Below are 24,899 nucleotides of genomic sequence, written 5' to 3'. Positions count from 1 at the left end.
GTGTATGGTACACATAACTAAAAGCCCATATCTCAATTGAGATATAGGCAAGGAAATTCCAATCAATCTGTTTTTAAAAGAGAATACATATTGATATCAATATAATTCGCTTTAGATTTTTCATATTGTCTAAGTGTTCCTTCAAATGTGAAATTTAGTTTTTGTAGCACTTTAATGGAGTTCATGTTTGCAGGCTCTACTTTTGCTTCGATTCTATTTAGTTCTAAAGTTTCGAAAGCATAGCTAAGCAATGCATGGATACCTTCTGGAGCATACCCCAGACCCCAATTGGCTTTAGCGATATCATAACCGATTTCTGCCTTGGCATTTTCAAAGTCAATGGAATTGAATCCGCATGTCCCAATTATTTCATTGGATTTTAGTTCAATCATGCTGAAGCGAATCGCTTTATTGGCATGGACCAATTCTTCAAGAATTTCAATCATTTCTCTGGCTTGGTTCTCATGTGTAAAGGTAGCAATATTCATGAATTTGGTTACATCTGGATCAGACCAAATTTTAAATAAGCTTGGTGAGTCTAAAACATCCATTTTTCTTAAATACAATCTTTGGGTAGTTATTTCTTTTATTATCAATACTTTTACCTCCAATATTTTAATCGGTTGGATGAAAAATATTGCCATCTGTGCATAGTTCAGTCCCTTCGGATTTGCATGGTCTAATTATACCAAGAAAAGAATCGAAATGCTGTGATGAAAGTACAAAAAAACAGGTTATATAACCTGTTTTCGATGTACTAACATATAGCCGAGCAATTCACCTAACTTAGCAGTAGCCGCCGCCGTCATAACCACCACGGTTTAAGAAACTTGCGCCAATAATGATTAGAAGAATAAACAGAACAATTAGTAAAGCAAATCCTGTTCCTTGTGGTCGCGTTCCTGGTCCTGGTCCACAATATTCATTACCCAATTTGTACACCCCCTGCATATCAGATAACTTATACTATGTAAATTGCATATGGTCATCTAGTCCATTTGCTTAGTTACAGCTTCTATTTTTTTGTGGTAGACGAAAAGTAAAATGTTATTCGAGAAAATTTCAGCAATAAAAAAAACGGGTCATAAAAACCCGTCTTTGATATGTGATAGATGATGGTTTCAATCCAACTGTAGGTATTAGTAACCCGTGCCAGTCATAAAAGTAGCGCCAACAATAATCAAAAGAATAAACAAAACAACAATTAGCACGAATGTAGACCCAGTGCCTTCTCCGTATCCACCTGCATAGCTCATAATGAACACCTCCTGTATATGAGATAATTTATTGTATGCAACTAATTGATGGTCGTCTGATTCATTTGTTTGGTTTTGAGGAGATATTTTTTAGAGGGGCATGCTCGTGCCTAGTGGTATATAACTCGAAACGTAAAGCGATGTTATGGGCAAAAAATTCAAAAAAGGCAGAGAAATAAATCTGCCTTTAATAATACTTTTCTTTATTCATAGAGGGAGGGGTGTAAGTTTTTTGACTCTATCATATCAGACACAAACGTATACAAGTTTGGTGGGTGCTCTGCAATTTGATGTGCAAGGTGAAAGTACCGTTATTTTCCATGTGTAACGTAGACTTGTGTCTTTAAATTCTCATCTCTTAATGATTTAAGTAAGTCTGGACGTACGCCATCTAGCATTTCAATTTCAGTAAAGTGATCGGAAAGCAGCCCTCTTTCTTTAAGGGCAAAGATTAGATTTTCATCATGTGTTGCAATTGACAGTGGATGATTTCTTTCCACACTAACCGTTGCAAAGTCTAAGTAACGGTTATCTAATTCTACTGACCGCGGGATGTACGTGCCTTCTTTTTCTTGATACGCACCTTTGACTAAGCGGATCTTCTCTTGATAATTCAGTAAATCTTGTAAGTCAGATTGGGAACGGAGTAAGTGTCCTTGTAATGTTATGCCGAGATTTTCATAGAGCGGTGATAGAGCTTTATATATATAAAGAATTTGATCAGTCTTCTCAGACTCCTCCATGCTAATCATGAGCTGGATATCGTGCTGTTTTGCTAATTGTGCGGTTTCTTTTAATTGTTTAGTTGCAAAAGCTTCTGAGATCGACATACCAATATGTGAAAGATCAAAAGAAACCGTTGATTTCATTTTTATTTCGCTAATTTCGTTAATCAGATCAAGGAATTCGTTTTTTGCTAAAATGCATTCTTGCTCATCACGTGTGTTTCGGCAATACATTCGATAGATACTTGATATCCCATTTTTGATAGCAAGGAATACGTTCTATGCCATCTGTTCTGGATAGTCCAGAGATAAATCGTGCAGCTGCTTTTTTAAAGAGAGGAAATAGTTCATTGGAATTTTGAATATATTCTTTGATATCTTCGTTTCGTGCGATGGATTTTAATGCTTTTGAAACACGATGTTCTGCATCAGTATACATCTGTATCACGTCCGATTCCTATTCAATATTCTATTCTTAATACGTAAGAATTTAGAATGCTTTAAATAGTATACGATTTTGCTAAGACATGATATTTGTTACGGCACAGTCCTTTGCATTTCTAATAAATTTACGCTCCTTTATTTATAATTGGAGGGTAAGATTAATCATATGTGTTATGATTAGATGGACGAGATTTTATGGGCTACTTATAAGGAAGATTGACTTATAACAGCTATGAAAAAATGCATAAATAGGTATGCTACAGGAGGTTTTTTAATGGATAACAACGATAGATTAATTAGATTGAGATATGCTTTAGACATAAAAAATAAAGACATGATCGAGATATTTAAACTTGGTGGTGTGGAAGTAACAAAAGAGGAATTATTGTTAATGCTTACAAAATCGAAAGATAGCTTTGATGAGGAAGCAGACTACGAAGACGATCAAGTTGAAAATGATGGAAATATAAAAATACATGACGTTAAGCTAGAAGCATTTTTAAATGGCTTAATCATTTTCAAAAGAGGGAAACAAGATCCAAAACCGGGTCAACCTGAAAATCCAGCATCTCCTGTGAAGAGTAATGAAAGTATTAATAATATCATGCTTAAGCGGTTGAAAATAGCGTTAACATTAACAGGTGAAGATATGCTGGAAATATTTGAAGGTGTCGGGATATTTATTACAAAAGGCGAGATAAGTGCTTTATTGAGAAAAGAAGGACATAAAAATTATAAAGAGTGTGGTGACATGTTCACTCGAAATTTCTTAAAAGGATTAGCATTCAAGTATAGAACATAGATAAATTATGAACTTCATAAAACTGCACCCGCAATTATTAGATAACTAATAATTGCGGATGCAGTTTTTCTTTATCTATTAAATCTTTTAGTTTTGAAACTAACATTCTACAAACAAAGGATACTCTAGAGACTTTATTTATCAATAATAATGAAAATAGACTATACAGTAATTGTAATTTAAGCATTTATTAATAGAGAGTGAAGTTTTATCTCATATTAAAAATAGGAAGGGGGAATAGGGATGTTTATTCGACCTTGTGAAGGAAACATTACTTCTCAATTTAGTCAATCGCGTAAGAATCCAATCACAGGTGAATGGAAAGCGCATAAAGGAGTAGATTTTGGAAAAGATGGAAGTGCAGTTGTTAAAGCATCTGAACGTGGTACTGTGACGAGAGCGGGAGTTTTGAGTACTTATGGAAATACAGTAACTATTGCACATGTGATAAACGGTAAGAAATATGAAACATTATATGCACATCTGAGTGCAATTACGGTGAAGTTGGGACAAGTTGTGGAACAGGGCAAGCAAATTGGTATTAAAGGAAGCACGGGAAATAGTACTGGGGTACATTTACATTTTGAAATTCATAGTCCGGAGTATGCTATTGGTCAACCATATGCCGTGAATCCTTTACATTTTATCGTTGATTCTAGTGTAATGGAGCTGCAAAAACTTTTAAGTGAAGTTGGATATCCTTTGGTTGTGGATGGAATTGCAGGACAAGCAACAGAAACCGCGATTAAAGCGTTTCAAATGGCAAGTGGGCTAACAATAGATGGTATTGGAGGAACCGTAACTTTAGCTGCACTTAATAAAGCAATCGAATTGAAAAAGGGGGGAACGACTGTGGAAGAACAAAAGCTAACTGCTGCACAGGAGGCAATTCGACAAGAAGTGATACGATTAAAAATCACAGATGGGAAAGATCCATTTAGAGAAGTTAATCAATTTTATACATGGGCAATCGCATTGCCGATTGCGCAGAAAAATGAAGAATTGGAAAGACGGATAGTGGAACTAGAGAAGAAAATAAAATAAATATGTTATATTAGAAGCACGCAAAGAAGAAGGGGAAGATTTACTTGAAATTCTTAAAAGTGCTTATTAGTACAGTCGTCGTATTGGCTGCCATAGGTTTTGGGGTTTATTATGTTGGAACGAAGTTAATTGCCGATCAAGTGATGGATAAAGTAACTGTGGAACTCAATGATAGTGGGCAATTGGAAAGTGTTAAAGAAGAAATTATGAAAGATCCAGACTTACGCTCGTTTATAGAAGAAGGAAAAAATATAGACAGCAGTAAATTACCTTTCCAGACAAAGGAAGAAGCAACGAGAGTTTTAGTGAAAAAATTTAATATAAGCGACATTAAAGAATTTCAATCGAAAGCTCAAGATGGATTAACAAATGAAGAAAAACAAGAACTACTCGATAAAATCGAGGGTAGTTTAACGGACGAAGAATTATTAGCGTTGAAAGTGCTTGCTTATAAAGAGCTAAATAAATAGATTAAATTATCGAAGCACCTAATGTAATTACTGTAGGTGTTTCTCTTTTTTAGAAAAAGGGGTGCAATGTTGGAACAAATCATTTATTTACTTGGACATGGAGAAACAATTTATAATACACAAGGGCGATACCAGGGAGAGCTTGACTCTGCTTTAACAGAAGATGGGAAAAATCAAGTGAAGCAATACGCTCGAATGCTGAAAAGCCTAATTGGCGATCCCACAAATTGGACAATTTTTTCAAGCCCGCTTGGAAGAACCTTACATAGTACAGAAATTATTTGTGAAATGATAGGATATGATTTTAGCAAAGTCATACAAGATGAACGTTTAAGTGAAGTAGCGGTAGGTTCGTGGGCTGGATTAACATGGAAAGAAATCGAAGCTTCATGGCCAAATCTTGTTAAAAATACAGATATGTATAATTGGTATTTTAATTCACCAGATGGCGAAAGTTACGAATCCGTTCAGAATCGTTTAAACGACTGGTTTGACAGTATAAAAAAAGAACGTAATGTGATTGTCGTATCACATGGATTAACCGGGAGAATATTACGTGGAATTTATAGTGATTTAGATAAGAATGATGCATTAAAACAAGAAGTATCGCAAAGTACTTTCTTTAAATTATCAAATAAAAGCATTAGAAGAGTGAGCTTGGAATTCGACGATCTTTAAACATGGCTTTCCTTTTTGATAAAAATGGGGTGGTACAAATCATTCAGTATAGAAGTTGGAACCAAAAAAGTTACCTTTGCATATCGTTATAGAAACAGGTTTCTGGTTTCAAGGAGGATTTTATGCATTGGATTACTATTATTCTTATAGGGATAGCTGCTAATCTAGATAATTTAGGAATCGGTCTTGCTTATGGGGTGAAACAAACAAAAATCTCCATTATTTCTAACTTTACAATTGCGATTATTTCAATGGCGCTAACATATATAGCTGTAATCGCAGGTAGTACCATTATTGAGTATATTTCCCCACATAAGGCTAATATTTTTGGAAGTCTTTTGTTAGTAGGAGTAGGTGTATGGACAGTGTTATCCAAAAGATTTTCGAATCAAGAATCCCTGAAAAATCTTCCAGTAAAGAGTGAAGAAAAGTGCCATACTCTTTCTTACAAAGAAGCTATAATTCTAGGATTTATTTTATCCGTTAATTGCATAGCTGGAGGAATAGGTATTGGAGCAAACGGGATTTCCGCTATTTGGACAGTTATCTCCATCGGTTTTTTCTCGATATTAACAGTAGGGATAGGAAGTCATTTTGGTTATCTGCTCAGTAAAACATTTCTAGGTAAATATTCAACAGTACTTTCAGGTTGTTTACTTATTTTAATTGGAGTATATGAGATTTTCACAAAATAAAAACCCCTCAACCAAAATGGTAAAGGGGTTTTTTCGATGATCCAAATGAAAATGTCCACTTTTCACTTGGATATGATATCGGCTCGTTAGTAATCTTACAGAGTATGCAGAAAAATGTCAAGCTTTGAAACGATTATTGGATATTTCGATAAACGCCGACTACTTTACCTAAAATAGAAACTTGGTTTACGATAATTGGCTCCATGGAAGAGTTTTCAGGTTGCAGTCGGAAATAAGATTTCTCTTTAAAGAAACGTTTTACAGTTGCTTCATCGTCTTCTGTCATCGCAACAACTATTTCACCGTTGTTAGCCGATTGTTGTTGTTTAACTACTACATAATCGCCATTCAAGATTCCAGCCTCAATCATACTATCTCCCATAATTTCGAGCATAAATAAGTGATCATCAGCAGTACCAAATGTTGTTGGTAAAGGGAAAAACTCTTCTATATTTTCGATTGCAGTAATAGGCAAACCAGCGGTAACTTTCCCGATAAGTGGGACATGCACGACAGCTTGCTTTTCTATCATGGGATTTAAGTTGTCCAATATTTCAATTGCGCGAGGTTTTGTAGGGTCTCTTCTTATTAAACCTTTGCTTTCAAGTCTTGCCAGGTGACCATGTACGGTAGAACTGGAAGCAAGACCAACTGCTTCACCAATTTCACGTACAGACGGCGGATATCCTTTTTTACGAACTTCTTCTTTAATGAAAGCTAATATATCTTCTTGTCTTTTTGATGCTTTCTTCAATAAACTCACCTCTTTTAAGTATTTAATTTCTCATCTATCTACTTCTTACCATTAGTATATCAGTCTATAAAAAAATATGCAAACATAGGTTCTAATAGTTGTTGACAAAAACAAGTGTTCGTTTTATTATTAGAACATACATTCCGAACAAGCATTCTATTAGGGGGATTTATGATGAAATTGATGAAGGAAAATTATTTTATTACGCTATTCTTAGGTTTAAGTATTATTTTTATCATGAGTGTCGTTTTTTCAAATATAGTGTCGACAGAAAGTGAACATCAAATTAAAATTGAAAATGGTGATTCTTTATGGTCACTTGCAGATAAATTCGGATCTCACGAGCCAAAAGAATCGTGGATCAATCAAGTGATGGCTATGAACAATTTACAATCATCTCATATAGAAGCAGGGGAAGTTTTAATCATTCCAGAAATAAAAGAGACATTTCATTTTGAACATGAAACAGAGCTAGCGGGAGATAGTAGATGAAAGCGGTTTTATATTGTCGGGTAAGTACAGAAAAAGAAACGCAAGAAACTTCTTTAGTAAGACAGGAAGAAGAGCTAAGTAATTTTGCACAAATGCAAGGATATGAAGTAGAAGGTATTTTCACAGACCAGCATAGTGGATATGATATTGAAAGAGATGGCTTACTAGATTTGTTGACGTTTGTAAAAGATCAGCAAATTAAAGCCGTATTCGTTCAAGATGAAACGAGGATTGGTCGTGGAAACGGAAGAATGGCAGTGCTGCATTTACTTCAAAAAACAGATACATCTGTTTACACATTACAAGACAAAGGTATATTAAATTTAAATGAAATGGACTCCATGCTGTTAGAAATTTTGGCACTTGTAGAAGAGTACCAAAGGAAATTGCATAATGCTAAGATTAAAAGAGGGATGAAGCGAGCGGTATCAAATGGCTATCGTCCCGAAAAGAACTTGAAAACACGTGGAAATCCAGAGGGTAGGGAGCGTATCGATGTTCCGGTAGAGGAAATAGTACGATTACGTAATGCTGGTTTAACGTATGAAGAAATTTCATCCACTCTAAAAGGGTTAGGCTTGGAGATTAGTAAAGCAACGGTTCATCGTAGGTATATAGAATATATTGAAGCGCACGGAGGGTAAATGTTTGCACTCTTTGCGTTTTTTTCATACCTTTAAATAAGAATAAAATAAAAGGGTGAAGAAAATGTTAAGTAAAGTAAAATTAGCTCGAATTGGTGAGCTTTCTAAAAAGGCAAAAACAAGTGGTTTATCTATTGAAGAAGCAAAAGAACAAAGTGCTTTAAGAAAAGAATATTTAGAAACATTCCGATCTACTATGAGAGATACAATTGAAAGTGTAAAAATTATAGACCCTGATGGAAACGATGTAACGCCTGAAAAAGTACAACAAGCTAAAAAAGGTAAATTTCTGAATTAATTAATCATTTCAGAAACCATTGATAATGAGTGCATTGTTGTCTAAACTAGAAGTATATTTAAAAAAATTTGTTCGAGAGGATGTCACTTATGTCATTACAATCAGATTTACTTGCAATTAATACGATCCGTACACTATCTATTGATGCAATAGATAAAGCAAACTCAGGTCACCCAGGTCTTCCAATGGGGGCTGCACCAATGGCTTACACATTGTGGACGAAACATTTACGCCACAATCCAAACAATCCAAATTGGTTCAATCGTGATCGTTTCGTGTTATCAGCAGGTCATGGATCGATGCTTCTTTATAGTTTACTTCACCTTGGTGGTTACGACCTACCAATGGAAGAGATTAAAAACTTTAGACAGTGGAACTCTAAAACTCCTGGTCATCCAGAGTTTGGTCACACAGCTGGAGTAGAAGCAACTACTGGACCTCTGGGACAAGGAATTGGTATGGCTGTAGGTATGGCGATGGCGGAAGCTCATTTAGCAGCTACTTACAATAAGGCGAACCATTCGATTGTAGACCACTACACGTTTGCACTTTGTGGGGACGGAGACTTAATGGAAGGTGTTGCAGCAGAAGCAATTTCACTTGCTGGACATTTACAATTAGATAAGTTAATCGTACTTTATGATAGTAATGATATTTCATTAGACGGTGATTTACATAAGTCATTCTCTGAGAAAATAGAAAAACGCTTTGATTCATATGGTTGGAACTATATTTTAGTGAGTGATGGAAACGATATTGCAGAAATTTCTGCTGCAATTGAAAAAGCTAAAGCTCAAAATGATAAACCGACTATTATTGAAGTGAAAACAGTTATCGGATTTGGTTCTCCAAACAGAGCAGGTAAATCAGATGCACATGGTATGCCACTTGGTAAGGATGAAACTCTACTGGCAAAAGCTACGTATGAGTGGAGTTTTGAGGAAGACTTCCATGTACCTGAAGAGGTTTATGAAACATTCAAACAAGCTTCAGTTCAATTAGGAGTGGAAGAAGAATCTGCTTGGAATAACACATTCAGTGCATATGAAACTGAATTCCCTGAGCTTGCAGCGACATTTAAACAAGCGATAAGTGGAGAACTCCCAGCGAATTTTGCAGATGCACTACAAGTGTACGAAGCAGGAACATCACACGCGACTCGTTCTGCTTCAGGTGATGCTATTAATGCGATCGCACAAAACTTACCTTCATTCTTTGGAGGAAGTGCGGATTTAGCAGGTTCTAATAAAACAACAATGAAAAATGTTGGAGATTTTTCAGCTGAAAATTACGAAGGCAAAAACATTTGGTTCGGTGTTCGTGAATTTGCAATGGGTGCTGCATTAAATGGTATGGCATTACATGGCGGTTTAAATGTATTTGGTGGAACATTCTTCGTATTTAGTGACTATGTACGACCAGCAATTCGTTTATCAGCGCTTATGGGGTTACCTGTAACTTATGTATTTACACATGATAGTATTGCGGTAGGGGAAGATGGACCAACGCATGAGCCAGTTGAACATATCGCATCATTACGTGCAATGCCTGGATTGTCTATTATCCGACCAGCAGATGCAAATGAAACAGCAGAAGCATGGAAATTAGCTGTATCAGCTAAAAACCACCCAACAGTATTAGTTCTTTCTAGACAAAACTTACCGACATTAAAAGGGTCTGTTGAATCTATTAAAGAAGGCGTATCAAAAGGTGCTTATGTCGTTTCTCCAAATGCTAATGCAGAAGCAATGCTTCTTGCTACTGGATCAGAAGTAAGTCTTGCTATAGAAGCACAAGAAGCGCTAGCTGCTGAAGGAATTCAAGTTTCTGTAGTATCTATGCCTTCATGGGATCTATTTGAAAAACAAGACGAAGCGTATAAAAAATCAGTGTTACCAGCTCATTTAACAAAACGTCTTGCAATTGAAATGGGTGCTTCTCTTGGATGGCACCGTTATGTTGGCTTTGAAGGCGATGTTATTGCAATTGATAAATTCGGTGCAAGTGCTCCTGGTGAAATCGTGATGAAAGAATACGGCTTCTCTGTTGAGAACGTTGTTTCTAAAATGAAAAACTTACTTCAAAAATAATCATTTTATAAAAGGAGTTATCTCAAATTTACTTTGGGATAGCTCCTTATATATTTAAATTAATAAATATAGAATGGAATACAAATATATAGTATAATTTTCTATGGTGTCTTGTACACGTACACAAGGACGTAAAGGAGGAGAAAATATGGATACATGGATCTGGATTGTTATTGTAATAGCTGCGTTAATCGGTGGTGCGGCAATCGGTTTCTTTGCAGCACGTCAATATATGATGAAATACTTGAAAGAAAACCCACCTATCAATGAACAAATGCTTAGAATGATGATGGCACAAATGGGTCGCAAGCCTTCTGAAAAACAAGTAAAACAAATGATGAATCAAATGAATAAAATGCAAAAGTAAAAAAAGCACTCGCAATGAGTGCTTTTTCTATTTATTAAGTAACTTATTTTCTAATAAGAAATCTGCTACGACTTGCTCGTATTCTTCGCTGTTTTCATTAAACGATTTAGCATGGGCGCCAATATCGAAAAGTTTCAATGTTTTTGGGCCAATTTTCTTCTCATACAAAGCTTCTGTCATTTTAGGCAAAATAAAATCGTCTTGTAAGCTATGAATAAATAGTATTGGTTTTTCAATTTTATCGACTACCTCAATTGGAGACACGAGATTAAATGTATAGCCATCACGCATTTTTAAAAATAGGCTAGCAAATCGAATAGCTAAACTAGAACGTAGCGGCGTAGTTTGCCTCATAATATTGTAAACCTGTTCCTCAAAATTAGAAAAGGCGCAATCCGAAATATAAAAGTTTGCATCATCCTTTATAGAACCCGCATAAAGAAGGGTAGTTGCTGCCCCCATTGATTCTCCGTGAATACCAAGAACCGCATCTTCTCCAACGCGGGCACGCACTGCTTCTACAACTGCTTGCAAGTCTATTTTTTCATAAAATCCAAAACTTGTTGTTTTTCCACCTGAATCTCCATGTCTGCGATGATCATAAACGACGCTATTAAAACCTAAACGTTCAAACATGCGGACAAATCGAAGGGAGTTAATTTTATTTTCCGTTACTCCATGACAAATGATCACGTAATTTTTTGTTTCTAGTGGCTCAACGAAAATGGCTTTTAACGAATATCCGTTTTTGGATTCAATCCACTTCTCCGTCTTATTTACTTCGTTAAACCATACTTCATCCAATCGTTTGGATGTTATTTCTCGATTTAGTATAAAATCGTCTTCTTTTTTCTTCATATACATGAGCTTGTTCGTGAAAACATAGCCTAAAACGGTAGTGCTTGCTGTGAGGACGCTTGTTAAAACACTCGTCCAAATAATGACACGTTTCTTCATAGTATCAACCCCTATTTGCTTTTAAATAGTTTATACATTCCGGTCTCAATTGGTCTAGACGCATATGGAGCGACCACTTCGACAGCTTGTAATAATAAATCGAGATTAATATTTGTTTCGATGTTCATTTGGTGGAGCATGTTGACGACATCTTCTGTTGCAACATTCCCAGTCGCTCCTGGAGCAAATGGACATCCTCCAAGTCCGCCGGCAGAGCTATCAAAACGATCCACGCCAGCTTGTAGTGCAGCGAAGATATTTGCTAACCCCATTTTGCGTGTATCGTGAAAATGTGCTGTTATGAGCGTATCTTTAAATTCTTTTTTTATCGCATCAAATAATATATAACTTTCTTTCGGATTCGCCATACCAATAGTGTCGGCAACACTTAGTTCGTTTACACCCCATGAAACGAATTCTTTACATAATTCCAACGTTTTAGCTGGATCAATTGCACCTTCATACGGGCAATAGAATGCGGTAGAAATGCAAGCTCGAACAAAATGTCCATCTTTTAATAAATTTTGTACAAATGGCTTTAATTCATGCATGCTTTCTTCGGTCGTTTTATTAATATTTTTTTTATTAAAACTATCAGATACTCCAACGAATACAGCGAAGCTACTTGCGCCTGCTTCTTTTGCAAGCTCCATTCCTTTTTCGTTTGGAGTTAAAACAAATTGTCTTCCTACTTGCCTTGTATTCGCAACAATTTTTTTCGCGTCTTTCATTTGAGGTACCCATTTCGGTGAAACAAATGATGTAATTTCCATTTCTTCTATCCCAGCTTGTTGTAATTTCTCGATAAATTCTAATTTTACCCCTGTTGGTACTTCGTTTTTCTCATTTTGTAAGCCGTCTCTTGGACCGACCTCGATAATTGCCACATTCTTTGGTAAACTAAACATAGTCATCCCTCCATCTACATTGTAAGGAATGGATGGTTAAAGAAGCAAATTTTATTTTGGGGAAATTGAGGAGGACATCAAGTGAATAATGAAGTAGTTATCGTCAGCGCAGTTAGAACTGCAATTGGTTCATTTCAAGGGGCATTAAAAGACGTACCAGCAACAAAGTTAGGTGCTATTGTCATTGAAAAAGCTTTAGAAAAAGCAGGAGTGTCAAAAGATAGCGTCGATGAAGTCATTATGGGGAATGTACTTCAAGCAGGACTAGGGCAAAATCCAGCAAGACAAGCATCCATTCAAGCAGGATTACCAACATCCGTTTCAGCTTTAACGATTAATAAAGTATGTGGATCTGGCCTAAAAGCAATTCACTTAGCTACGCAAGCAATTATTGCAGGAGATGCAGATATAATTGTTGCTGGTGGAATGGAAAATATGAGCCAAGCACCGTATTTATTGAAAAATGCTCGAGAAGGCTTCCGCATGGGAGATCAAAAAGTAGTCGACAGCATGATTACAGATGGTTTATGGTGTGCATTCAATGATTACCATATGGGAATAACAGCTGAAAACTTATGCAATCAATATAGTATTACAAGAGAAGAGCAAGATGCATTTTCAGCTCGTTCTCAAGCACTAGCTGCAAAAGCGATGGAAGAAGGCAAGTTCGCTGACGAAATCGTACCTGTTGAAATTCCACAACGTAAAGGAGATCCGATTGTATTCGCTACAGACGAATATCCGAAAAAAGGCTCTACACAAGAAAAACTAAGTGGCTTACGTCCAGCATTTAAAAAAGATGGTTCTGTTACAGCTGGAAATGCTTCAGGCATTAATGACGGAGCAGCAGCAGTAGTTGTGATGTCAAAAGCAAAAGCAGAAGAACTAGGCTTAAAACCATTAGCGACAATCGTAGCAAACGCATCTGCTGGAGTAGATCCAAGCATTATGGGTATTGGACCAGTACAAGCAGTGAAAAAAGTATTGGCTAAATCGAATCTATCACTTGATGACATTGATTTAATCGAGGCAAATGAAGCATTTGCTGCGCAATCAATTGCAGTTGATAGAGAGCTTTCATTTGATCATGATAAACTAAACGTAAATGGTGGAGCAATTGCTCTTGGACATCCAATTGGAGCAAGTGGAGCACGTATTTTTGTCACTTTACTTCATGAAATGGAGAAAAAAGATGCAAAAACAGGCCTAGCAACACTTTGCATCGGCGGAGGCCAAGGGGTAGCTACTATCGTAAAACGATAAGAAAAGCGGAAGCGCCTTGATAAGCCCCGACAGGTAAATGATGGTTTCTGAGGAGGCAGTTCTTCAGAACACCGGAAGAAACTGGCATTTAACTCCGAGGGGCTAGGCGCTGGAGACTAGACAGTAACTAAATAAGAGAGTTATACTTTCTATTATTTGTGCTAAAGAAGGTGAATAAATTGGCAAAGAAAAAGCAAAGACAACAACAGGTAAAACCAGCTGTTCAAAAAGAAGAAGGCAATACACTTTCAGATCAACTTTCCTCTGATGTGCTTGCTAAACTAAAAGAAACAAAGAATCAATTAGCGGCAGTAGAGCGTGAGAAAGAAGAAGAGAGACAAGCGCAACTGTTGTTTGAGAAGAAACAAAAAGAAAAAAACAAATCATTTGCTGAGCTATTAGATGAACATGGTTATGGTGGTTCGAAGTTTTAGGTGAATTGTTGTAATGAAATAAAAAACTGCTCCGAAATCTGTTAGTTAGATTTCTGTGCAGTTTTTTATTCGTTATTGATTTAGATTGTCATATTTTTTTGTATATGGAATTGTAAATTCGCTGTATTAATAAGGGAGTGAAGATAATCTTCAATGTTATCAAACAAGGAGACAGAAGTTCAAGGGGAAAAGTTGTGGTAAGTACTAATCTTTTTGAAAAAAAGGTACTGCCATTTAACTCATGAAATGTTATATAATACAGGTGAAAGAAATTAGACAGATAGAAGGGGTGGAGCGTATGTTGAAAAAATTTGCTTCAGACGCGTTAGGATTGTCAGATATCGGTAAAATCATCGGTCCAGAAGATTATGATAAAACGGATGCGGATGATTATATTCGAAATGAAGAAAATGAAAAGATTTATTTTTTAATCAAGACAAAAGCGGATGAATATTGCTTTACGAACACGGCATTTATTCATGTCGATGGAGAGAAAGCGATATCTTCGAAGCGTTTGTTAAAACGCTATCCGTATTCGAAATATCAAATGACCGATGTGTTTTTGGAAACGGCAGGTAAAGTGGATTTGGATGTTGAAATCAAGTTTTCCTTAGGTAATCAATCGTTCAGCATTGATGTTGATAAAAACCAACTTGCCCAATTGATTGATCTGTACAAAGCGTTATCTTATATGTCGGAAAAAGTCCACGACAACAATATCCTGTTAGAGTTAGCGAATGGAAGTCTTGATAGAGCTGTAACAGTGTTGCATAACGCAAGGCTGTCTGATATCAAGCTAGCCGACCAGTATAAAGAATTGACCGAGTTTAGTTTTTCTTGGTTAACGGCTACTCGTGACCAATACCACGTCAAAGACTTTGGCGATGTGTTTGAAAAATATATTAACAATTAACTTATAGAAAAGATGCCAGGTACTGACACAATTCGGAATTGTATTAGTACCTGGCATTTTTGTTTTATTAAAATGGTTGCTCTAGGCAAGTTTCTTTTCTTCTGAACGATCTACTACAGCGGCACCGACAATATCACCGACAACATTAGAGGCAGTACCCCCCATGCCGATAATGGCATCCACTCCTGCGATTAATGCAACAATTTCAAGAGGTAATCCAAACATCGTCAGTACAGCTGATAAGGTCACCAAGCCAGCAGCTGGAACACCCGACGTACCAATAGATAGCAGTGTTCCTATCACGATAATCATGAAAAAATCTGAAGCGGATAGGTTTAGATTTGTAATGTTGGCAGCAAAGACTATAGACACACCCATTCGAAGTGCTCCTCCGTCAGAGTTGAACACGGCCCCTAAAGGAAGTGCAAAATTTGCTGTCTTCTCTGAAACACCTGCTTTCTTTGCTGCTTCAATTGCAAGGGGAAGCGAGGCGATACTGCTGGAAGTGAAGAAAGCAGTCGAATATGCATCTTTTGTTTGCTTGAAAAAATTGACGACGGGTGTACCAAAGAATTTCAAGAATCCTGCATAGACGAACACCCACAGAATGATGAGTCCTAAATAGAAAACCGCGGTAAATGTTAGCAGTGCTTTAAAGGTTTCCACGCCTTGACTGCCGAATAAATTAGCGCTAACTGCAAAAATACCGATAGGTGCATAGAGCAAAACACCATTCAATATTTTGAAAAACACGACATTGAGAGCTGTAACAATCTTATCAAGCAATGTTCCGTATTCTACCATTTGCTTATCCGAGGAGAATTTCATCACCGAAATAGCCATTCCTATAATAACTGCTACAAATAAGATGGCCATCAAATCACCAGCAGTGAAAGCAGCAAAAATATTCTTAGGCACAATTTGTAATAAAACATCGGAAAACTGAGGTGTGATCGGTTTGTCAACTGTCACATTGGGCAAGGTCATATTGCTACCAGGAGCAAACCAAAGCGCAAGAGACAGACCAATCAGAACGGCAGCTGCTGTAGTGACCGCATAATAGAGGATCAGTTTGCCACCAATCCGACCCAACTGTGTAACATTCATTTGATTCACGGCTAGGACGACTGTAAGGAAAATGACGGGAATCCCCACCAAGCTAAATAGATTCAACAGCAAGGTTCCTAGTGGACTAAGAAAACTAACGTTTGTCCCAAAGACGATGCCGACAATCGCACCGAGGACAAAACCGGTAGATATTTTCACTACAAACGGAATTTTTTTATATCGATTCCACAATGATTTCAATGGATTATCACCTTTTCAGTTAAGATTTTTCGTACTCTATATGGTAACACAAAAAAGGTGCTAGGGAGAGACTATTTGATTTTGAACTTTACTTCGGTTTCATCCTAATTTGGTATAATAAAATAAATGAGCGTTAATGGATATTACTTCATCGAAGGAGGATACACTATGCAAGTAATTGATCAATTATTGAAGGAATATAATCTAATTCACAAAAAAGAGGATCTAATGAAAATCGCAGCTTTATCTATTGGAATTGTAAAAGAACTAACAAACGAGGTTGATATTCCAATCGGCCAATCTAAATTTGGTGGTTTACCTGATTTACCCTCCCACTTTTCATTCCCAACATACCATAATGGTTATTTATCATTTTTAGCACAATTGAATCTTCTAGAGGCTAAACTTTTTGATGGAGAAAATTTACTTCCGAATACAGGTATACTTTACTTCTTTTATGATGTAGTCAATCAACCTTGGGGATTTGATAAAGATGATAATGGATGTTTCAAAGTTTTTTATTTTGACGGGGATGTAAAAGAACTAACACGCACAGCATATCCAGAGGAAACAGAAGACTATTTCCCATTGCCGGTATATAAAGCTACGTTTGATAAATTCATATCTTTTCCCAGCGAGATTTCTGGAATTGAATTGGACGAAGAGGAGTTGGATCGCTACTTTGAGTTCAGGGATAGCATTATGCAAAGAAAAGAGAGCGTAGAAAATGACGAGGGATTGCCTGCATATCCAATGCACTATATGTTTGGAGAACCTTTTACGATCCAGAATAACGTGTTCGAAGATGTCATCTATTATGATAACAAAGAAAAAATAGACTGGGACTCGAAAGAAATTAAACAAAAACGCAATGAAATGGTCTTATTGTTTCAAATGGATAGTGATGATGAATTAGGTGTCATGTGGGGCGATGTAGGGATTCTTTACTTTTGTATCGATAAACATGACTTGCACGATAAGCAGTTTGATCAGACAAAGTTTACACTCCAGTGCTATTAATAGTTGATGCTAGTTTCAAGCAAAATCAACAACAACTAATAAAAAACGAGGTTAATTATATGAATGAAAGAAGTTTTGAAGACTATAAGTTAAGCAGGGAAATAAAAAAAGCACTTGCTTTATTGAAATATGAAACGCCAACAGAGGTTCAAAGTGAAGTTATACCAAAAGCATTAGACAAACAGGATCTCATAGTGAAGTCTCAGACAGGCAGTGGCAAAACGGCGGCATTTGGTATTCCTCTTTGCGAAATGATTGAATGGGAGGGAGAAAATCCGCAAGCATTAATTCTGACACCAACTCGGGAGCTTGCTGTTCAAGTGCGAGAAGATGTGGCAACTATTGGGCGAGTGAAAGGAATTAAAACCGTGGCGGTTTACGGTAAAGAATCATTTGCGCAACAACAGGAGGAATTGGAACGGAAAACGCATATTGTTGTCGGTACGCCTGGGCGTATGATGGACCATATTGATAAAGAAACTATTGTTGTAGATGATATAAAGTATTTGATAATGGATGAAGCAGATGAAATGCTAAGCATGGGTTTTGCGTCCCAAGTAGAAGCGATTATTGAAAAACTTCCTTCCAGTAGAGTAACAATGGTCTTTTCCGCTACATGGCCAAAAAATGTTGAAATTCTTTGTGATAAATATATGGTGAATCCCGTAACTATCCAGATTGTTTCTACAGGAGTCGCGACGAGTGCGATTGAACATAGCGTGATTGAAGTGAAGGAAGCAGGTAAAATGGCATTGCTTAAAAATGTCACAGTGATTGACAACCCTGATAGCTGTATCATCTTCTGTAAAACCAAAAGACAAGTTGACACCGTGTTTGCAGAGTTGGAGAAATCCAACTATTCTTGTGAAAAAATTCACGGTGGAATCGTACAAGAAGATCGATTTGCTGTTATGGAAGGTTTCAAAATGGGGAATTTCCGTTATCTCGTAGCAACTGACGTAGCAGCAAGGGGAATCGATGTAGAGCATATTTCACTTGTCATCAACTATGATGTTCCAATAGAAAAGGAGAGCTATGTCCACCGAACAGGCAGAACTGGTCGTGCGGGTAAAAAAGGAAAGGCAATCACGTTTGCAACGCCTACTGACAGCAAGATCCTTAAAACAATTGAAAGTTATATTGGTTTTGAGATACCTGTGAGGGAAGCACCAACGCAACAGATAGTAGCTATAGGAAAAAACTTTTCGAGGAAAAACTAGTTAATCGTCTCGGAGTCAAAGACACTAATATGATGAAGCTCCATTTTAACGGTGGAAAAAAGAAGAAGCTTACCGTTAGTAAGGCCGTTAATGGATAGATTACGGCATCTTGAAAGTGATTGCACTTGATCTGATGAAGGCGATGGAAGAAAATATGAGCATCGACTGGAATTTACGCGATTCCGTGAGAGCCAAGATGAGGATTACTGTTCGGAGACTACTGAAGAAGTACGGTTATCCACCTGATTTGCAGAAGATGCTGGTGGATAGGACAAATGATTTAGTTACGTGGATGATTGACACAAATTGAATATAAAACAGCTAAAACGTAGCTACGAATTCCACAGAAGGAAATCAGAGCTACGTTATTTTGAGCGTACCATTAAGTACGTTTCACATGATATATACGAGAACCGAAATCTCCAATATACCTAACTTTATCACTGAATTCCGTTCCACCAAATTGTGGAATCGGTAAAAACCCAGCATGCATCAGTTCGTCACCATAGGCATTCCTAGCTTCCTGATCCATTTCGTACATGTAATTTTTACAAATAATATTGTGAATGATTCCGCCTTCCGTAATATTAACCGGGAGTTCATCATTAATAAGGGGACCAAAGTGTTGGACATTTAGATATTGTTTTCTTGTATTTAGAGAGTAATACATGCTTTCGTCCAGGCCTTTCAGTTTGAAACACTCAAACCCAGGATTACTTTCCTGAAGTTTTTGATAGTACCCTATCAATGCTTCGCTACTGTCATCATTCACTACCATCCAAATTGTATTATTGGATTCAAAAGGGGACTCGATACGGTAAAATTTACCGAACTGCAGTAGCCCTCGATGTTCTTTATAAAAAGCTATCTGTTCTGTTAAAGCTTTTTTTTCAAACGTCGACAGTTTTGTAAGGTCTAGCTCAATGCCTAAAATCCCGAAGGCTGCCACATTAAATCGCGTTTCAATAGGTGTATGCCTTAACACCTGATGGGATGGTTTTCCGCTGACATGCGCTGCCATAGTACTTAAAGGAAAGACAATGGATGTTCCATATTGTATATCTAATCTTTCAACGGCATCCGTGTTATCACTAGTCCAGGTTTGAGGCATGTAGTACAGCATCCCTAGATCAAATCTGTTTCCACCGCTACTACACGATTCAAACAATACTTCCTCAAACTCGTTCGTTAATCTAGTTAATAGCTCATATAGTCCGAGGACGTATCTATGATGATATTCCATCTGTTTTTCCTTCGGTAGATAATTAGAATAAACATCGCTTATATTTCTATTCATATCCCATTTTACATATTTGACATTTGCTTTTTTAAATACATTTCTTAAGCTATTAAACAAATAATCTATTACCTCTGGATTTGCTAAATCTAGCTGCAGCTGGAATCTTCCTAGCGAAGGTTCTCTATCAGGTAGTTGTATGGCCCACTCCGGATGCTTTTTGTAAAGCTCACTTTCAATAGAAATAGATTCAGGTTCCACCCATAATCCGAAATCCAGTCCTAATTCATTTATCTTTCTACTTATTCCATCTAAACCATTAGGAAGCTTTTTAGTATCTTCAAAAAAGTCGCCGAGGCTAGTCGTGTCATTATCCCGTTTGCCGAACCAACCGTCATCTAGTACAAATAGTTCAATGCCAAGGTTTTTCGCTGACTTAGCCAGCTTAAGAAGCTTTGCCTCATTAAAATCAAAGTACGTAGCTTCCCAGTTGTTGATAAGCACAGGACGAGGCTTTTTCTGCCAATATGGGGAAATGAGATGAGTGTTGATAAGTTCATGAAAATTTTGACTCATACGATTTAGACCAGCATCTGAATAAGTCATAATCACTTCCGGTGTTTCAAACTCCGCATTTACTTCGAGTGTCCAGTTGAAATCAAAGGGATTGATGCCCATCTGGATTCTTGTTAGATTATGGGGATTCACTTCTATCAAACCTTGATGGTTTCCACTGTATATCAACCCAAAACCATAGCATTCCCCAATGTTTTCGTCTGTGTTGGATCGCATAAGTCCCATAAAGGGATTGTGGTTAGCGCTACTGACACCCTTTTTTGAATCTATATAATAAACACCCTTATTTAATTTTCTTTTATTCATATGTCTTTCTCTGATCCATTTACCTTCCAGTGTAAGTAATTCAAAATCAGAATTGCTAAAGTCTAGGTTAAGGCTCATTACTTTTTCCAATAGGATCGTTCCTTTATTGCCATTAACTATTTTCATGCTTCTTGTAATGACATCGCATTCATAAAATACAGAATAATAGAGAAGGAGATAAACATCCTTCACTTCGTCAAAAAGCTTGATTTCAAGTGTTTTGCATGTATTGTCATTAGAAAAGGTATGAGGATGGCTTTTTAACCTGACCTTTTCATCTATTATTTGATGTGACATATATTTGAAATCGCTTACTCTGGATTGATCGTCAAAAATAATATGTAAGGAGGGTTCTCTATAATCTCCTTTGCCATTAGTAGCGACCTCCAGTCTAGTTGTATCCAATGAAAAATTGCCTGTTTCCTTGCTGTATGAGGTAGAACTTCCAAGTGCTACACCAAAGTTTTGATATAAGCTGCTGAAATCTTCTCTATGCCTAATTTTTTTTCCATAATACAGATTGATAAGATGTTTACTATTAATAACTTTAATAATATAGCTAGTATTCCTAGTAGACAGATGAAATTCGAGGTTTTTTGAGTTCTCACTAATCATTGCTTGTTCATCCTTTCGATCCGTTATATATAAACGTGACACATGAGTGTCATTTTTATCATATCAAATATATTAAGCGCTTTATATGGTTTTATTGATAAATAAACTATTTTTTATGAATAATAAAAATAGTTTGACTACTGTTGATCAATATGCTAAATTTTGATAAAAGTCACACGTGTGACATTTGGGGCTTATATATTAATGTGATGAAAAGGAAGGGTTAAAAATGCCAATCAATACGAGCCATTACAAAGAGCAAGAGGGACAGGGGCTTAAAGAAAAACGAAGAAACGAAATTATTCATGCTGCCCGCGAAAGTTTTATAACGAGAGGGCTTGTTGAAACAACTATGGATCATATTGCCAAGGAAGTAAAAATTACGAGGAGAACTTTGTATAGGTATTACCAAACAAAAGAAGAGCTAGCTTTTGAAATAGAAATCATGTTGTTTGAAGAACTGTACAATTTTCAAAATGAAATATACAAAACATTGGAAGGGAACGGTCTGAAGAAAATTGAACTTTTTTTTAATGAACTTGCAAGGTATGTAGAAGCAAATTCAAGTGTAATAAAGTATTCGGGAGAGTTTGACTATTATTTTAGAGGGGAATATCCTTACTTGGAATTGACGACTCGTTTTAAAAATATGATTTCAAGCAATGATTATTTGTTAGAACAATTGATTAGGGATGGTATAGAGGATGGCTCCATACGAAAGGATATTGACCCAGTAATAACCGGATTAACTATAAGCAATGTATTACTAAGCTTGTCGCAGAGAGTGTTTTTCAGAGAAAGGCATCTTGATGAAGAACAAGGAGTAGCTTCAAGAGAAATGATAAGGCATCAATTTAAACTATTTTTATTTTCTTTGGAAAACAAATAGGGGGAAAAGCATGAAAAGAACGATTGATATTAATTTCGGTTGGAAATATCATCATGAATTTGATGAATCGTATATTGCACCATCTTATGATGATTCGTCATTTGAAACAGTGAACATCCCACATACAAATATAGAAGTTCCATATAACAACTTCGACGAAAGTATGTATCAAATTGAAAGTTGCTATAGAAAAAAGATATGGATTGATAAATTGGATGAAAATGAACAGGTATATGTGAAATTTAATGGCGTTATGGCATATGCAAAAGTCTATTTGAATGGCATTTATGTAGGAGAACATAAGGGGGGATATACTCCTTTTAAAATTGACTTAACCGCAACAGCCAATGTGGGTGAGTATAATATGTTAACCGTTTACGTGGATTCAAGTGAAAGAAATGATGTACCTCCATTTGGCTTCGTTGTAGATTATTTGACTTATGGTGGTATTTATCGCGAGGTATCGCTGGAGTATTGTCAAAATATCAGATTTGATACTGTATGTATTAAAACAAAAGATGTTCTAACGAAAACCCCATATTTAGACATTGATTTATATACGTATAATAATTCGGGAGATTCTCAGGAGCTAACTTGTAAGTTTGATCTAATAGTCAAAAATGAGTGTATACAAACATTCCATAAAGTAATTTCTATTAATAATAAGTTGAAAGAAAAAATTACTATTAACGAAAATGTTTCCGACATTAATCTGTGGAGTATAGATGAACCTAACCTATATCATATTAAATTACAATTAATGAAAGATGAGAGAACTATAGATACACATATTATTAGATTTGGATTCAGAGAAGCCAAATTTACTGACAAAGGCTTTTTCCTTAATGGCACAAAAGTTAAAATTCAAGGCTTAAATCGTCATCAATCCTTTCCGTATGTCGGTTACGCAATGCCTAAAAGTGCCCAGTATAAAGATGCCGAAATATTAAAATACGAGTTGGGTGTAAACACGGTGAGATTATCACATTATCCGCAAAGTGATCATTTTATGGACCGATGTGATGAACTTGGACTTCTAGTATTTGATGAAATACCAGGATGGCAGCATATAGGTGATAAAGACTGGCAGGATATAGCTGTACAGCATGTGGAAGAAATGATCATGAAAGACTTTAATCATCCAAGCGTGATTATTTGGGGTGTCCGAATTAATGAATCTCAGGATCATGATGAATTGTATAAAAGGACGAATGATTTAGCGAGAACTCTGGACGACTCAAGAAATACTGGTGGTGTGCGTTGTATTACAAATAGCAGTCTGCTAGAAGACGTCTACACGTATAATGATTTTATTCATAAAGGGGACAACATTGGACTGCAAAAAAAGAAAAAAGTTACCCGTTCGGATAAAGCATATTTGATAACCGAATATAACGGGCATATGTACCCGACTAAGAAGTTTGATGATGAAATTCACCGAGTAGAGCATGCAATCAGACATTTAAATGTGATGAATGCGATGCAAAAAGATGATGATATATCAGGAGCAATTGGATGGTGTATGTTCGACTATAATACGCATAAGGATTTCGGCAGTGGTGACAGGATCTGTTATCACGGAGTCATGGATATGTTCCGAATTCCGAAGCACGCAGCTTATGTCTATGGTTCACAACAAAATCAAACGCCTGTAATGCATGTAGCTAGTCCACTTTGCATAGGTGAGTTTGCAGGGTCAATTCTTGATACTATATATGTTTTTACAAATTGTGACTATGTGAAACTGTATAAGAACGGTGAGTATGTCAGTAAATTTTATCCGGGGAAGGATCTATATCCACATGTAAAACATCCCCCAATCGTTATTGATGACCTACTAGGTGATTCTATTAAAGAGAATGAGAGATTTTCACCTCAAGATGCCCAGCTCGTAAAGAAATTACTTATTCAAGTGAATAAAAGTGGTGACAATCTGGGGCTCATTGATACATTAAAAATGGGATGGATTTTCATGAAATATAAGATGAATAGGCTGGATGCAGAAGATTTGTATACGAAGTACTTCGGCGGCTGGGGAGGAAAAGCAACCGACTATGTATTTGAAGGGTATATTGGCGACACATGTGTTGCAAAAACGAATAAGAGCCAAGTTTTTAATCCAATGATAAAAGTAACAGTTGATAATAAAACCTTAGTGGAGGAAAAAACCTACGATACGACTCGTGTAGTGCTGAGATTAATAGACGATAACGGTAACGATATTATATATGCCCATGATTCAGTAGTGTTAGAAACGGTAGGACCTATAGAAGTAATTGGTCCGAAAATAGTGTCATTGATTGGCGGCTCAATAGGTTTCTGGATTAAGTCAATAGGTGAAGCAGGAAAAGGTCGAGTAATAGTCAAATCAGAACGTTTTGGAGTTATCGAGGAAACTATCCAGGTTGATAAATAATTGATAGTAAAAAGTTAGATAAATAGGCTTTGATAAAAGTTAGGAGAACTTTAACTTTAACAACGAAAGAAAGCGCTT

Annotated in this window: 26 protein-coding genes and 2 pseudogenes; 18 read left to right on the top strand and 10 right to left on the bottom strand. The window is 36.4% G+C overall.

All coding sequences use genetic code 11. The annotated features are described in order from the left end of the window. Window positions 1-62: 62 nt before the first annotated feature. From RUH95_RS01660 to RUH95_RS01640, 5 genes are all read right to left on the bottom strand, one after another. On the bottom strand, window positions 63-593 hold the full coding sequence (locus RUH95_RS01660) for a GNAT family N-acetyltransferase (RefSeq protein ID WP_313891511.1): 531 nt from the start codon (window positions 591-593) through the stop codon (window positions 63-65). 193 nt (window positions 594-786) lie between these two features. After that, the gene (locus RUH95_RS01655; RefSeq protein WP_313891071.1) at window positions 787-933 is read right to left on the bottom strand and encodes a YjcZ family sporulation protein; all 147 of its coding nucleotides are present in this window, start codon (window positions 931-933) and stop codon (window positions 787-789) included. A gap of 206 nt (window positions 934-1,139) precedes the next feature. Next, window positions 1,140-1,256 (bottom strand): YjcZ family sporulation protein, encoded by a 117-nt coding sequence (locus RUH95_RS01650; protein WP_313891070.1) that lies wholly within the window; start codon window positions 1,254-1,256, stop codon window positions 1,140-1,142. Between the two features lie 311 nt (window positions 1,257-1,567). Then, complete coding sequence (locus RUH95_RS01645) at window positions 1,568-2,215, bottom strand: proline dehydrogenase family protein (RefSeq protein ID WP_313891069.1); 648 nt, start codon at window positions 2,213-2,215, stop codon at window positions 1,568-1,570. After that, window positions 2,193-2,420 (bottom strand): hypothetical protein, encoded by a 228-nt coding sequence (locus RUH95_RS01640; RefSeq protein WP_313891068.1) that lies wholly within the window; start codon window positions 2,418-2,420, stop codon window positions 2,193-2,195. Before RUH95_RS01640 ends, RUH95_RS01645 begins: the two co-directional genes overlap by 23 nt. A 279-nt stretch (window positions 2,421-2,699) precedes the next feature. On the opposite strand from RUH95_RS01640, the gene RUH95_RS01635 reads away from it, so the two are divergent. The 5 genes from RUH95_RS01635 to RUH95_RS01615 all read left to right on the top strand — a co-directional run bounded on the left by RUH95_RS01635 (window position 2,700) and on the right by RUH95_RS01615 (window position 6,114). Beyond that, entirely contained in the window at window positions 2,700-3,227 is a 528-nt protein-coding gene (locus RUH95_RS01635; RefSeq protein WP_313891067.1) for a YehS family protein, read from the top strand. Between the two features lie 243 nt (window positions 3,228-3,470). Continuing rightward, on the top strand, window positions 3,471-4,271 hold the full coding sequence (locus RUH95_RS01630) for a peptidoglycan DD-metalloendopeptidase family protein (RefSeq protein WP_313891066.1): 801 nt from the start codon (window positions 3,471-3,473) through the stop codon (window positions 4,269-4,271). 44 nt (window positions 4,272-4,315) lie between these two features. Further along, window positions 4,316-4,741 (top strand): hypothetical protein, encoded by a 426-nt coding sequence (locus RUH95_RS01625; protein WP_313891065.1) that lies wholly within the window; start codon window positions 4,316-4,318, stop codon window positions 4,739-4,741. 66 nt (window positions 4,742-4,807) lie between these two features. Beyond that, on the top strand, window positions 4,808-5,419 hold the full coding sequence (locus tag RUH95_RS01620; RefSeq protein ID WP_313891064.1) for a histidine phosphatase family protein: 612 nt from the start codon (window positions 4,808-4,810) through the stop codon (window positions 5,417-5,419). A gap of 122 nt (window positions 5,420-5,541) precedes the next feature. Beyond that, the gene (locus RUH95_RS01615) at window positions 5,542-6,114 is read left to right on the top strand and encodes a manganese efflux pump MntP (RefSeq protein WP_313891063.1); all 573 of its coding nucleotides are present in this window, start codon (window positions 5,542-5,544) and stop codon (window positions 6,112-6,114) included. Between the two features lie 133 nt (window positions 6,115-6,247). Here the strand turns inward: RUH95_RS01615 and lexA are convergent, their stop codons facing one another. Further along, entirely contained in the window at window positions 6,248-6,868 is a 621-nt protein-coding gene (gene lexA, locus RUH95_RS01610; protein ID WP_313891062.1) for a transcriptional repressor LexA, read from the bottom strand. Between the two features lie 174 nt (window positions 6,869-7,042). Between lexA and yneA the strand changes: the two genes are divergently transcribed. From yneA to RUH95_RS01585, 5 genes are all read left to right on the top strand, one after another. Further along, window positions 7,043-7,360, top strand: coding sequence for a cell division suppressor protein YneA (gene yneA, locus RUH95_RS01605; protein ID WP_313891061.1), 318 nt, complete (start codon window positions 7,043-7,045; stop codon window positions 7,358-7,360). Next, a complete protein-coding gene (locus tag RUH95_RS01600) occupies window positions 7,357-8,004 on the top strand; it encodes a YneB family resolvase-like protein (protein WP_313891060.1) in 648 nt (215 codons plus the stop codon). The genes yneA and RUH95_RS01600 overlap by 4 nt, the downstream gene beginning before the upstream one ends. A 64-nt stretch (window positions 8,005-8,068) precedes the next feature. After that, window positions 8,069-8,302, top strand: coding sequence for a DUF896 domain-containing protein (locus RUH95_RS01595; protein WP_313891059.1), 234 nt, complete (start codon window positions 8,069-8,071; stop codon window positions 8,300-8,302). 89 nt (window positions 8,303-8,391) lie between these two features. After that, the gene (tkt, locus tag RUH95_RS01590; protein ID WP_313891058.1) at window positions 8,392-10,392 is read left to right on the top strand and encodes a transketolase; all 2,001 of its coding nucleotides are present in this window, start codon (window positions 8,392-8,394) and stop codon (window positions 10,390-10,392) included. 148 nt (window positions 10,393-10,540) lie between these two features. After that, window positions 10,541-10,759 (top strand): YneF family protein, encoded by a 219-nt coding sequence (locus tag RUH95_RS01585; protein ID WP_313891057.1) that lies wholly within the window; start codon window positions 10,541-10,543, stop codon window positions 10,757-10,759. Window positions 10,760-10,786: 27 nt separating this feature from the next. Here the strand turns inward: RUH95_RS01585 and RUH95_RS01580 are convergent, their stop codons facing one another. Together RUH95_RS01580 and RUH95_RS01575 are read right to left on the bottom strand one after the other, a co-directional pair. Then, on the bottom strand, window positions 10,787-11,716 hold the full coding sequence (locus RUH95_RS01580) for an alpha/beta hydrolase (protein WP_313891056.1): 930 nt from the start codon (window positions 11,714-11,716) through the stop codon (window positions 10,787-10,789). An 11-nt stretch (window positions 11,717-11,727) separates the two neighbouring features. Further along, window positions 11,728-12,624 (bottom strand): hydroxymethylglutaryl-CoA lyase, encoded by an 897-nt coding sequence (locus tag RUH95_RS01575; RefSeq protein ID WP_313891055.1) that lies wholly within the window; start codon window positions 12,622-12,624, stop codon window positions 11,728-11,730. 81 nt (window positions 12,625-12,705) lie between these two features. Here RUH95_RS01575 and RUH95_RS01570 point away from each other — a divergent pair, with 81 nt between their 5' ends. From RUH95_RS01570 to RUH95_RS01560, 3 genes are all read left to right on the top strand, one after another. Then, complete coding sequence (locus RUH95_RS01570; RefSeq protein WP_313891054.1) at window positions 12,706-13,887, top strand: acetyl-CoA C-acetyltransferase; 1,182 nt, start codon at window positions 12,706-12,708, stop codon at window positions 13,885-13,887. Between the two features lie 179 nt (window positions 13,888-14,066). Beyond that, on the top strand, window positions 14,067-14,321 hold the full coding sequence (locus RUH95_RS01565; protein ID WP_313891053.1) for a YqkE family protein: 255 nt from the start codon (window positions 14,067-14,069) through the stop codon (window positions 14,319-14,321). A 298-nt stretch (window positions 14,322-14,619) separates the two neighbouring features. Further along, on the top strand, window positions 14,620-15,234 hold the full coding sequence (locus RUH95_RS01560) for a PH domain-containing protein (protein WP_313891052.1): 615 nt from the start codon (window positions 14,620-14,622) through the stop codon (window positions 15,232-15,234). Between the two features lie 81 nt (window positions 15,235-15,315). Here the strand turns inward: RUH95_RS01560 and RUH95_RS01555 are convergent, their stop codons facing one another. After that, on the bottom strand, window positions 15,316-16,542 hold the full coding sequence (locus RUH95_RS01555) for a dicarboxylate/amino acid:cation symporter (RefSeq protein ID WP_313891051.1): 1,227 nt from the start codon (window positions 16,540-16,542) through the stop codon (window positions 15,316-15,318). A gap of 168 nt (window positions 16,543-16,710) precedes the next feature. Here RUH95_RS01555 and RUH95_RS01550 point away from each other — a divergent pair, with 168 nt between their 5' ends. The 3 genes and pseudogenes from RUH95_RS01550 to RUH95_RS01540 all read left to right on the top strand — a co-directional run. After that, a complete protein-coding gene (locus RUH95_RS01550; protein WP_313891050.1) occupies window positions 16,711-17,562 on the top strand; it encodes a YwqG family protein in 852 nt (283 codons plus the stop codon). A 59-nt stretch (window positions 17,563-17,621) separates the two neighbouring features. Next, window positions 17,622-18,853, top strand: a pseudogene (locus RUH95_RS01545) (DEAD/DEAH box helicase); the annotation flags it as partial. A gap of 38 nt (window positions 18,854-18,891) precedes the next feature. Then, window positions 18,892-19,092 (top strand): annotated as a pseudogene (locus RUH95_RS01540) (type I restriction enzyme endonuclease domain-containing protein); the annotation flags it as partial. Window positions 19,093-19,164: 72 nt separating this feature from the next. Here RUH95_RS01540 and RUH95_RS01535 read toward each other — a convergent pair. Continuing rightward, window positions 19,165-21,516: an alpha-galactosidase gene (locus RUH95_RS01535; RefSeq protein ID WP_313891049.1), complete on the bottom strand. Its 2,352-nt coding sequence runs from the start codon at window positions 21,514-21,516 to the stop codon at window positions 19,165-19,167. A 229-nt stretch (window positions 21,517-21,745) separates the two neighbouring features. On the opposite strand from RUH95_RS01535, the gene RUH95_RS01530 reads away from it, so the two are divergent. Both RUH95_RS01530 and RUH95_RS01525 read left to right on the top strand, forming a co-directional pair. Then, window positions 21,746-22,405 (top strand): TetR/AcrR family transcriptional regulator, encoded by a 660-nt coding sequence (locus RUH95_RS01530; RefSeq protein WP_313891048.1) that lies wholly within the window; start codon window positions 21,746-21,748, stop codon window positions 22,403-22,405. 10 nt (window positions 22,406-22,415) lie between these two features. Beyond that, window positions 22,416-24,821, top strand: a complete 2,406-nt coding sequence (locus RUH95_RS01525; protein ID WP_313891047.1) for a glycoside hydrolase family 2 protein — start codon at window positions 22,416-22,418, stop codon at window positions 24,819-24,821. The last annotated feature ends 78 nt before the right edge of the window (window positions 24,822-24,899 follow it).

This window comes from Psychrobacillus sp. (assembly GCF_032154225.1).
In the GTDB taxonomy this organism is placed as follows: domain Bacteria; phylum Bacillota; class Bacilli; order Bacillales_A; family Planococcaceae; genus Psychrobacillus.
The sequence above is the reverse complement of the archived record's forward strand: the minus strand, read 5'-3'. Positions and strand labels throughout refer to the sequence as shown.

What these genes read in the sequence shown, in the direction of transcription:
- yneA (WP_313891061.1), top strand. Translation starts at nt 7,043, where the DNA reads ATGAAATTGATGAAGGAAAATTATTTTATTACGCTATTCTTAGGTTTA.
- RUH95_RS01635 (WP_313891067.1), top strand. Translation starts at nt 2,700, where the DNA reads ATGGATAACAACGATAGATTAATTAGATTGAGATATGCTTTAGACATA.
- RUH95_RS01630 (WP_313891066.1), top strand. Translation starts at nt 3,471, where the DNA reads ATGTTTATTCGACCTTGTGAAGGAAACATTACTTCTCAATTTAGTCAA.
- RUH95_RS01595 (WP_313891059.1), top strand. Translation starts at nt 8,069, where the DNA reads ATGTTAAGTAAAGTAAAATTAGCTCGAATTGGTGAGCTTTCTAAAAAG.
- RUH95_RS01525 (WP_313891047.1), top strand. Translation starts at nt 22,416, where the DNA reads ATGAAAAGAACGATTGATATTAATTTCGGTTGGAAATATCATCATGAA.
- RUH95_RS01530 (WP_313891048.1), top strand. Translation starts at nt 21,746, where the DNA reads ATGCCAATCAATACGAGCCATTACAAAGAGCAAGAGGGACAGGGGCTT.
- RUH95_RS01640 (WP_313891068.1), bottom strand. Translation starts at nt 2,420, where the DNA reads ATGTATACTGATGCAGAACATCGTGTTTCAAAAGCATTAAAATCCATC.
- RUH95_RS01620 (WP_313891064.1), top strand. Translation starts at nt 4,808, where the DNA reads ATGTTGGAACAAATCATTTATTTACTTGGACATGGAGAAACAATTTAT.
- RUH95_RS01600 (WP_313891060.1), top strand. Translation starts at nt 7,357, where the DNA reads ATGAAAGCGGTTTTATATTGTCGGGTAAGTACAGAAAAAGAAACGCAA.
- RUH95_RS01550 (WP_313891050.1), top strand. Translation starts at nt 16,711, where the DNA reads ATGCAAGTAATTGATCAATTATTGAAGGAATATAATCTAATTCACAAA.
- RUH95_RS01535 (WP_313891049.1), bottom strand. Translation starts at nt 21,516, where the DNA reads ATGATTAGTGAGAACTCAAAAAACCTCGAATTTCATCTGTCTACTAGG.
- RUH95_RS01560 (WP_313891052.1), top strand. Translation starts at nt 14,620, where the DNA reads ATGTTGAAAAAATTTGCTTCAGACGCGTTAGGATTGTCAGATATCGGT.
- RUH95_RS01615 (WP_313891063.1), top strand. Translation starts at nt 5,542, where the DNA reads ATGCATTGGATTACTATTATTCTTATAGGGATAGCTGCTAATCTAGAT.
- RUH95_RS01585 (WP_313891057.1), top strand. Translation starts at nt 10,541, where the DNA reads ATGGATACATGGATCTGGATTGTTATTGTAATAGCTGCGTTAATCGGT.
- RUH95_RS01650 (WP_313891070.1), bottom strand. Translation starts at nt 1,256, where the DNA reads ATGAGCTATGCAGGTGGATACGGAGAAGGCACTGGGTCTACATTCGTG.
- tkt (WP_313891058.1), top strand. Translation starts at nt 8,392, where the DNA reads ATGTCATTACAATCAGATTTACTTGCAATTAATACGATCCGTACACTA.
- RUH95_RS01645 (WP_313891069.1), bottom strand. Translation starts at nt 2,215, where the DNA reads ATGTATTGCCGAAACACACGTGATGAGCAAGAATGCATTTTAGCAAAA.
- RUH95_RS01580 (WP_313891056.1), bottom strand. Translation starts at nt 11,716, where the DNA reads ATGAAGAAACGTGTCATTATTTGGACGAGTGTTTTAACAAGCGTCCTC.
- RUH95_RS01575 (WP_313891055.1), bottom strand. Translation starts at nt 12,624, where the DNA reads ATGTTTAGTTTACCAAAGAATGTGGCAATTATCGAGGTCGGTCCAAGA.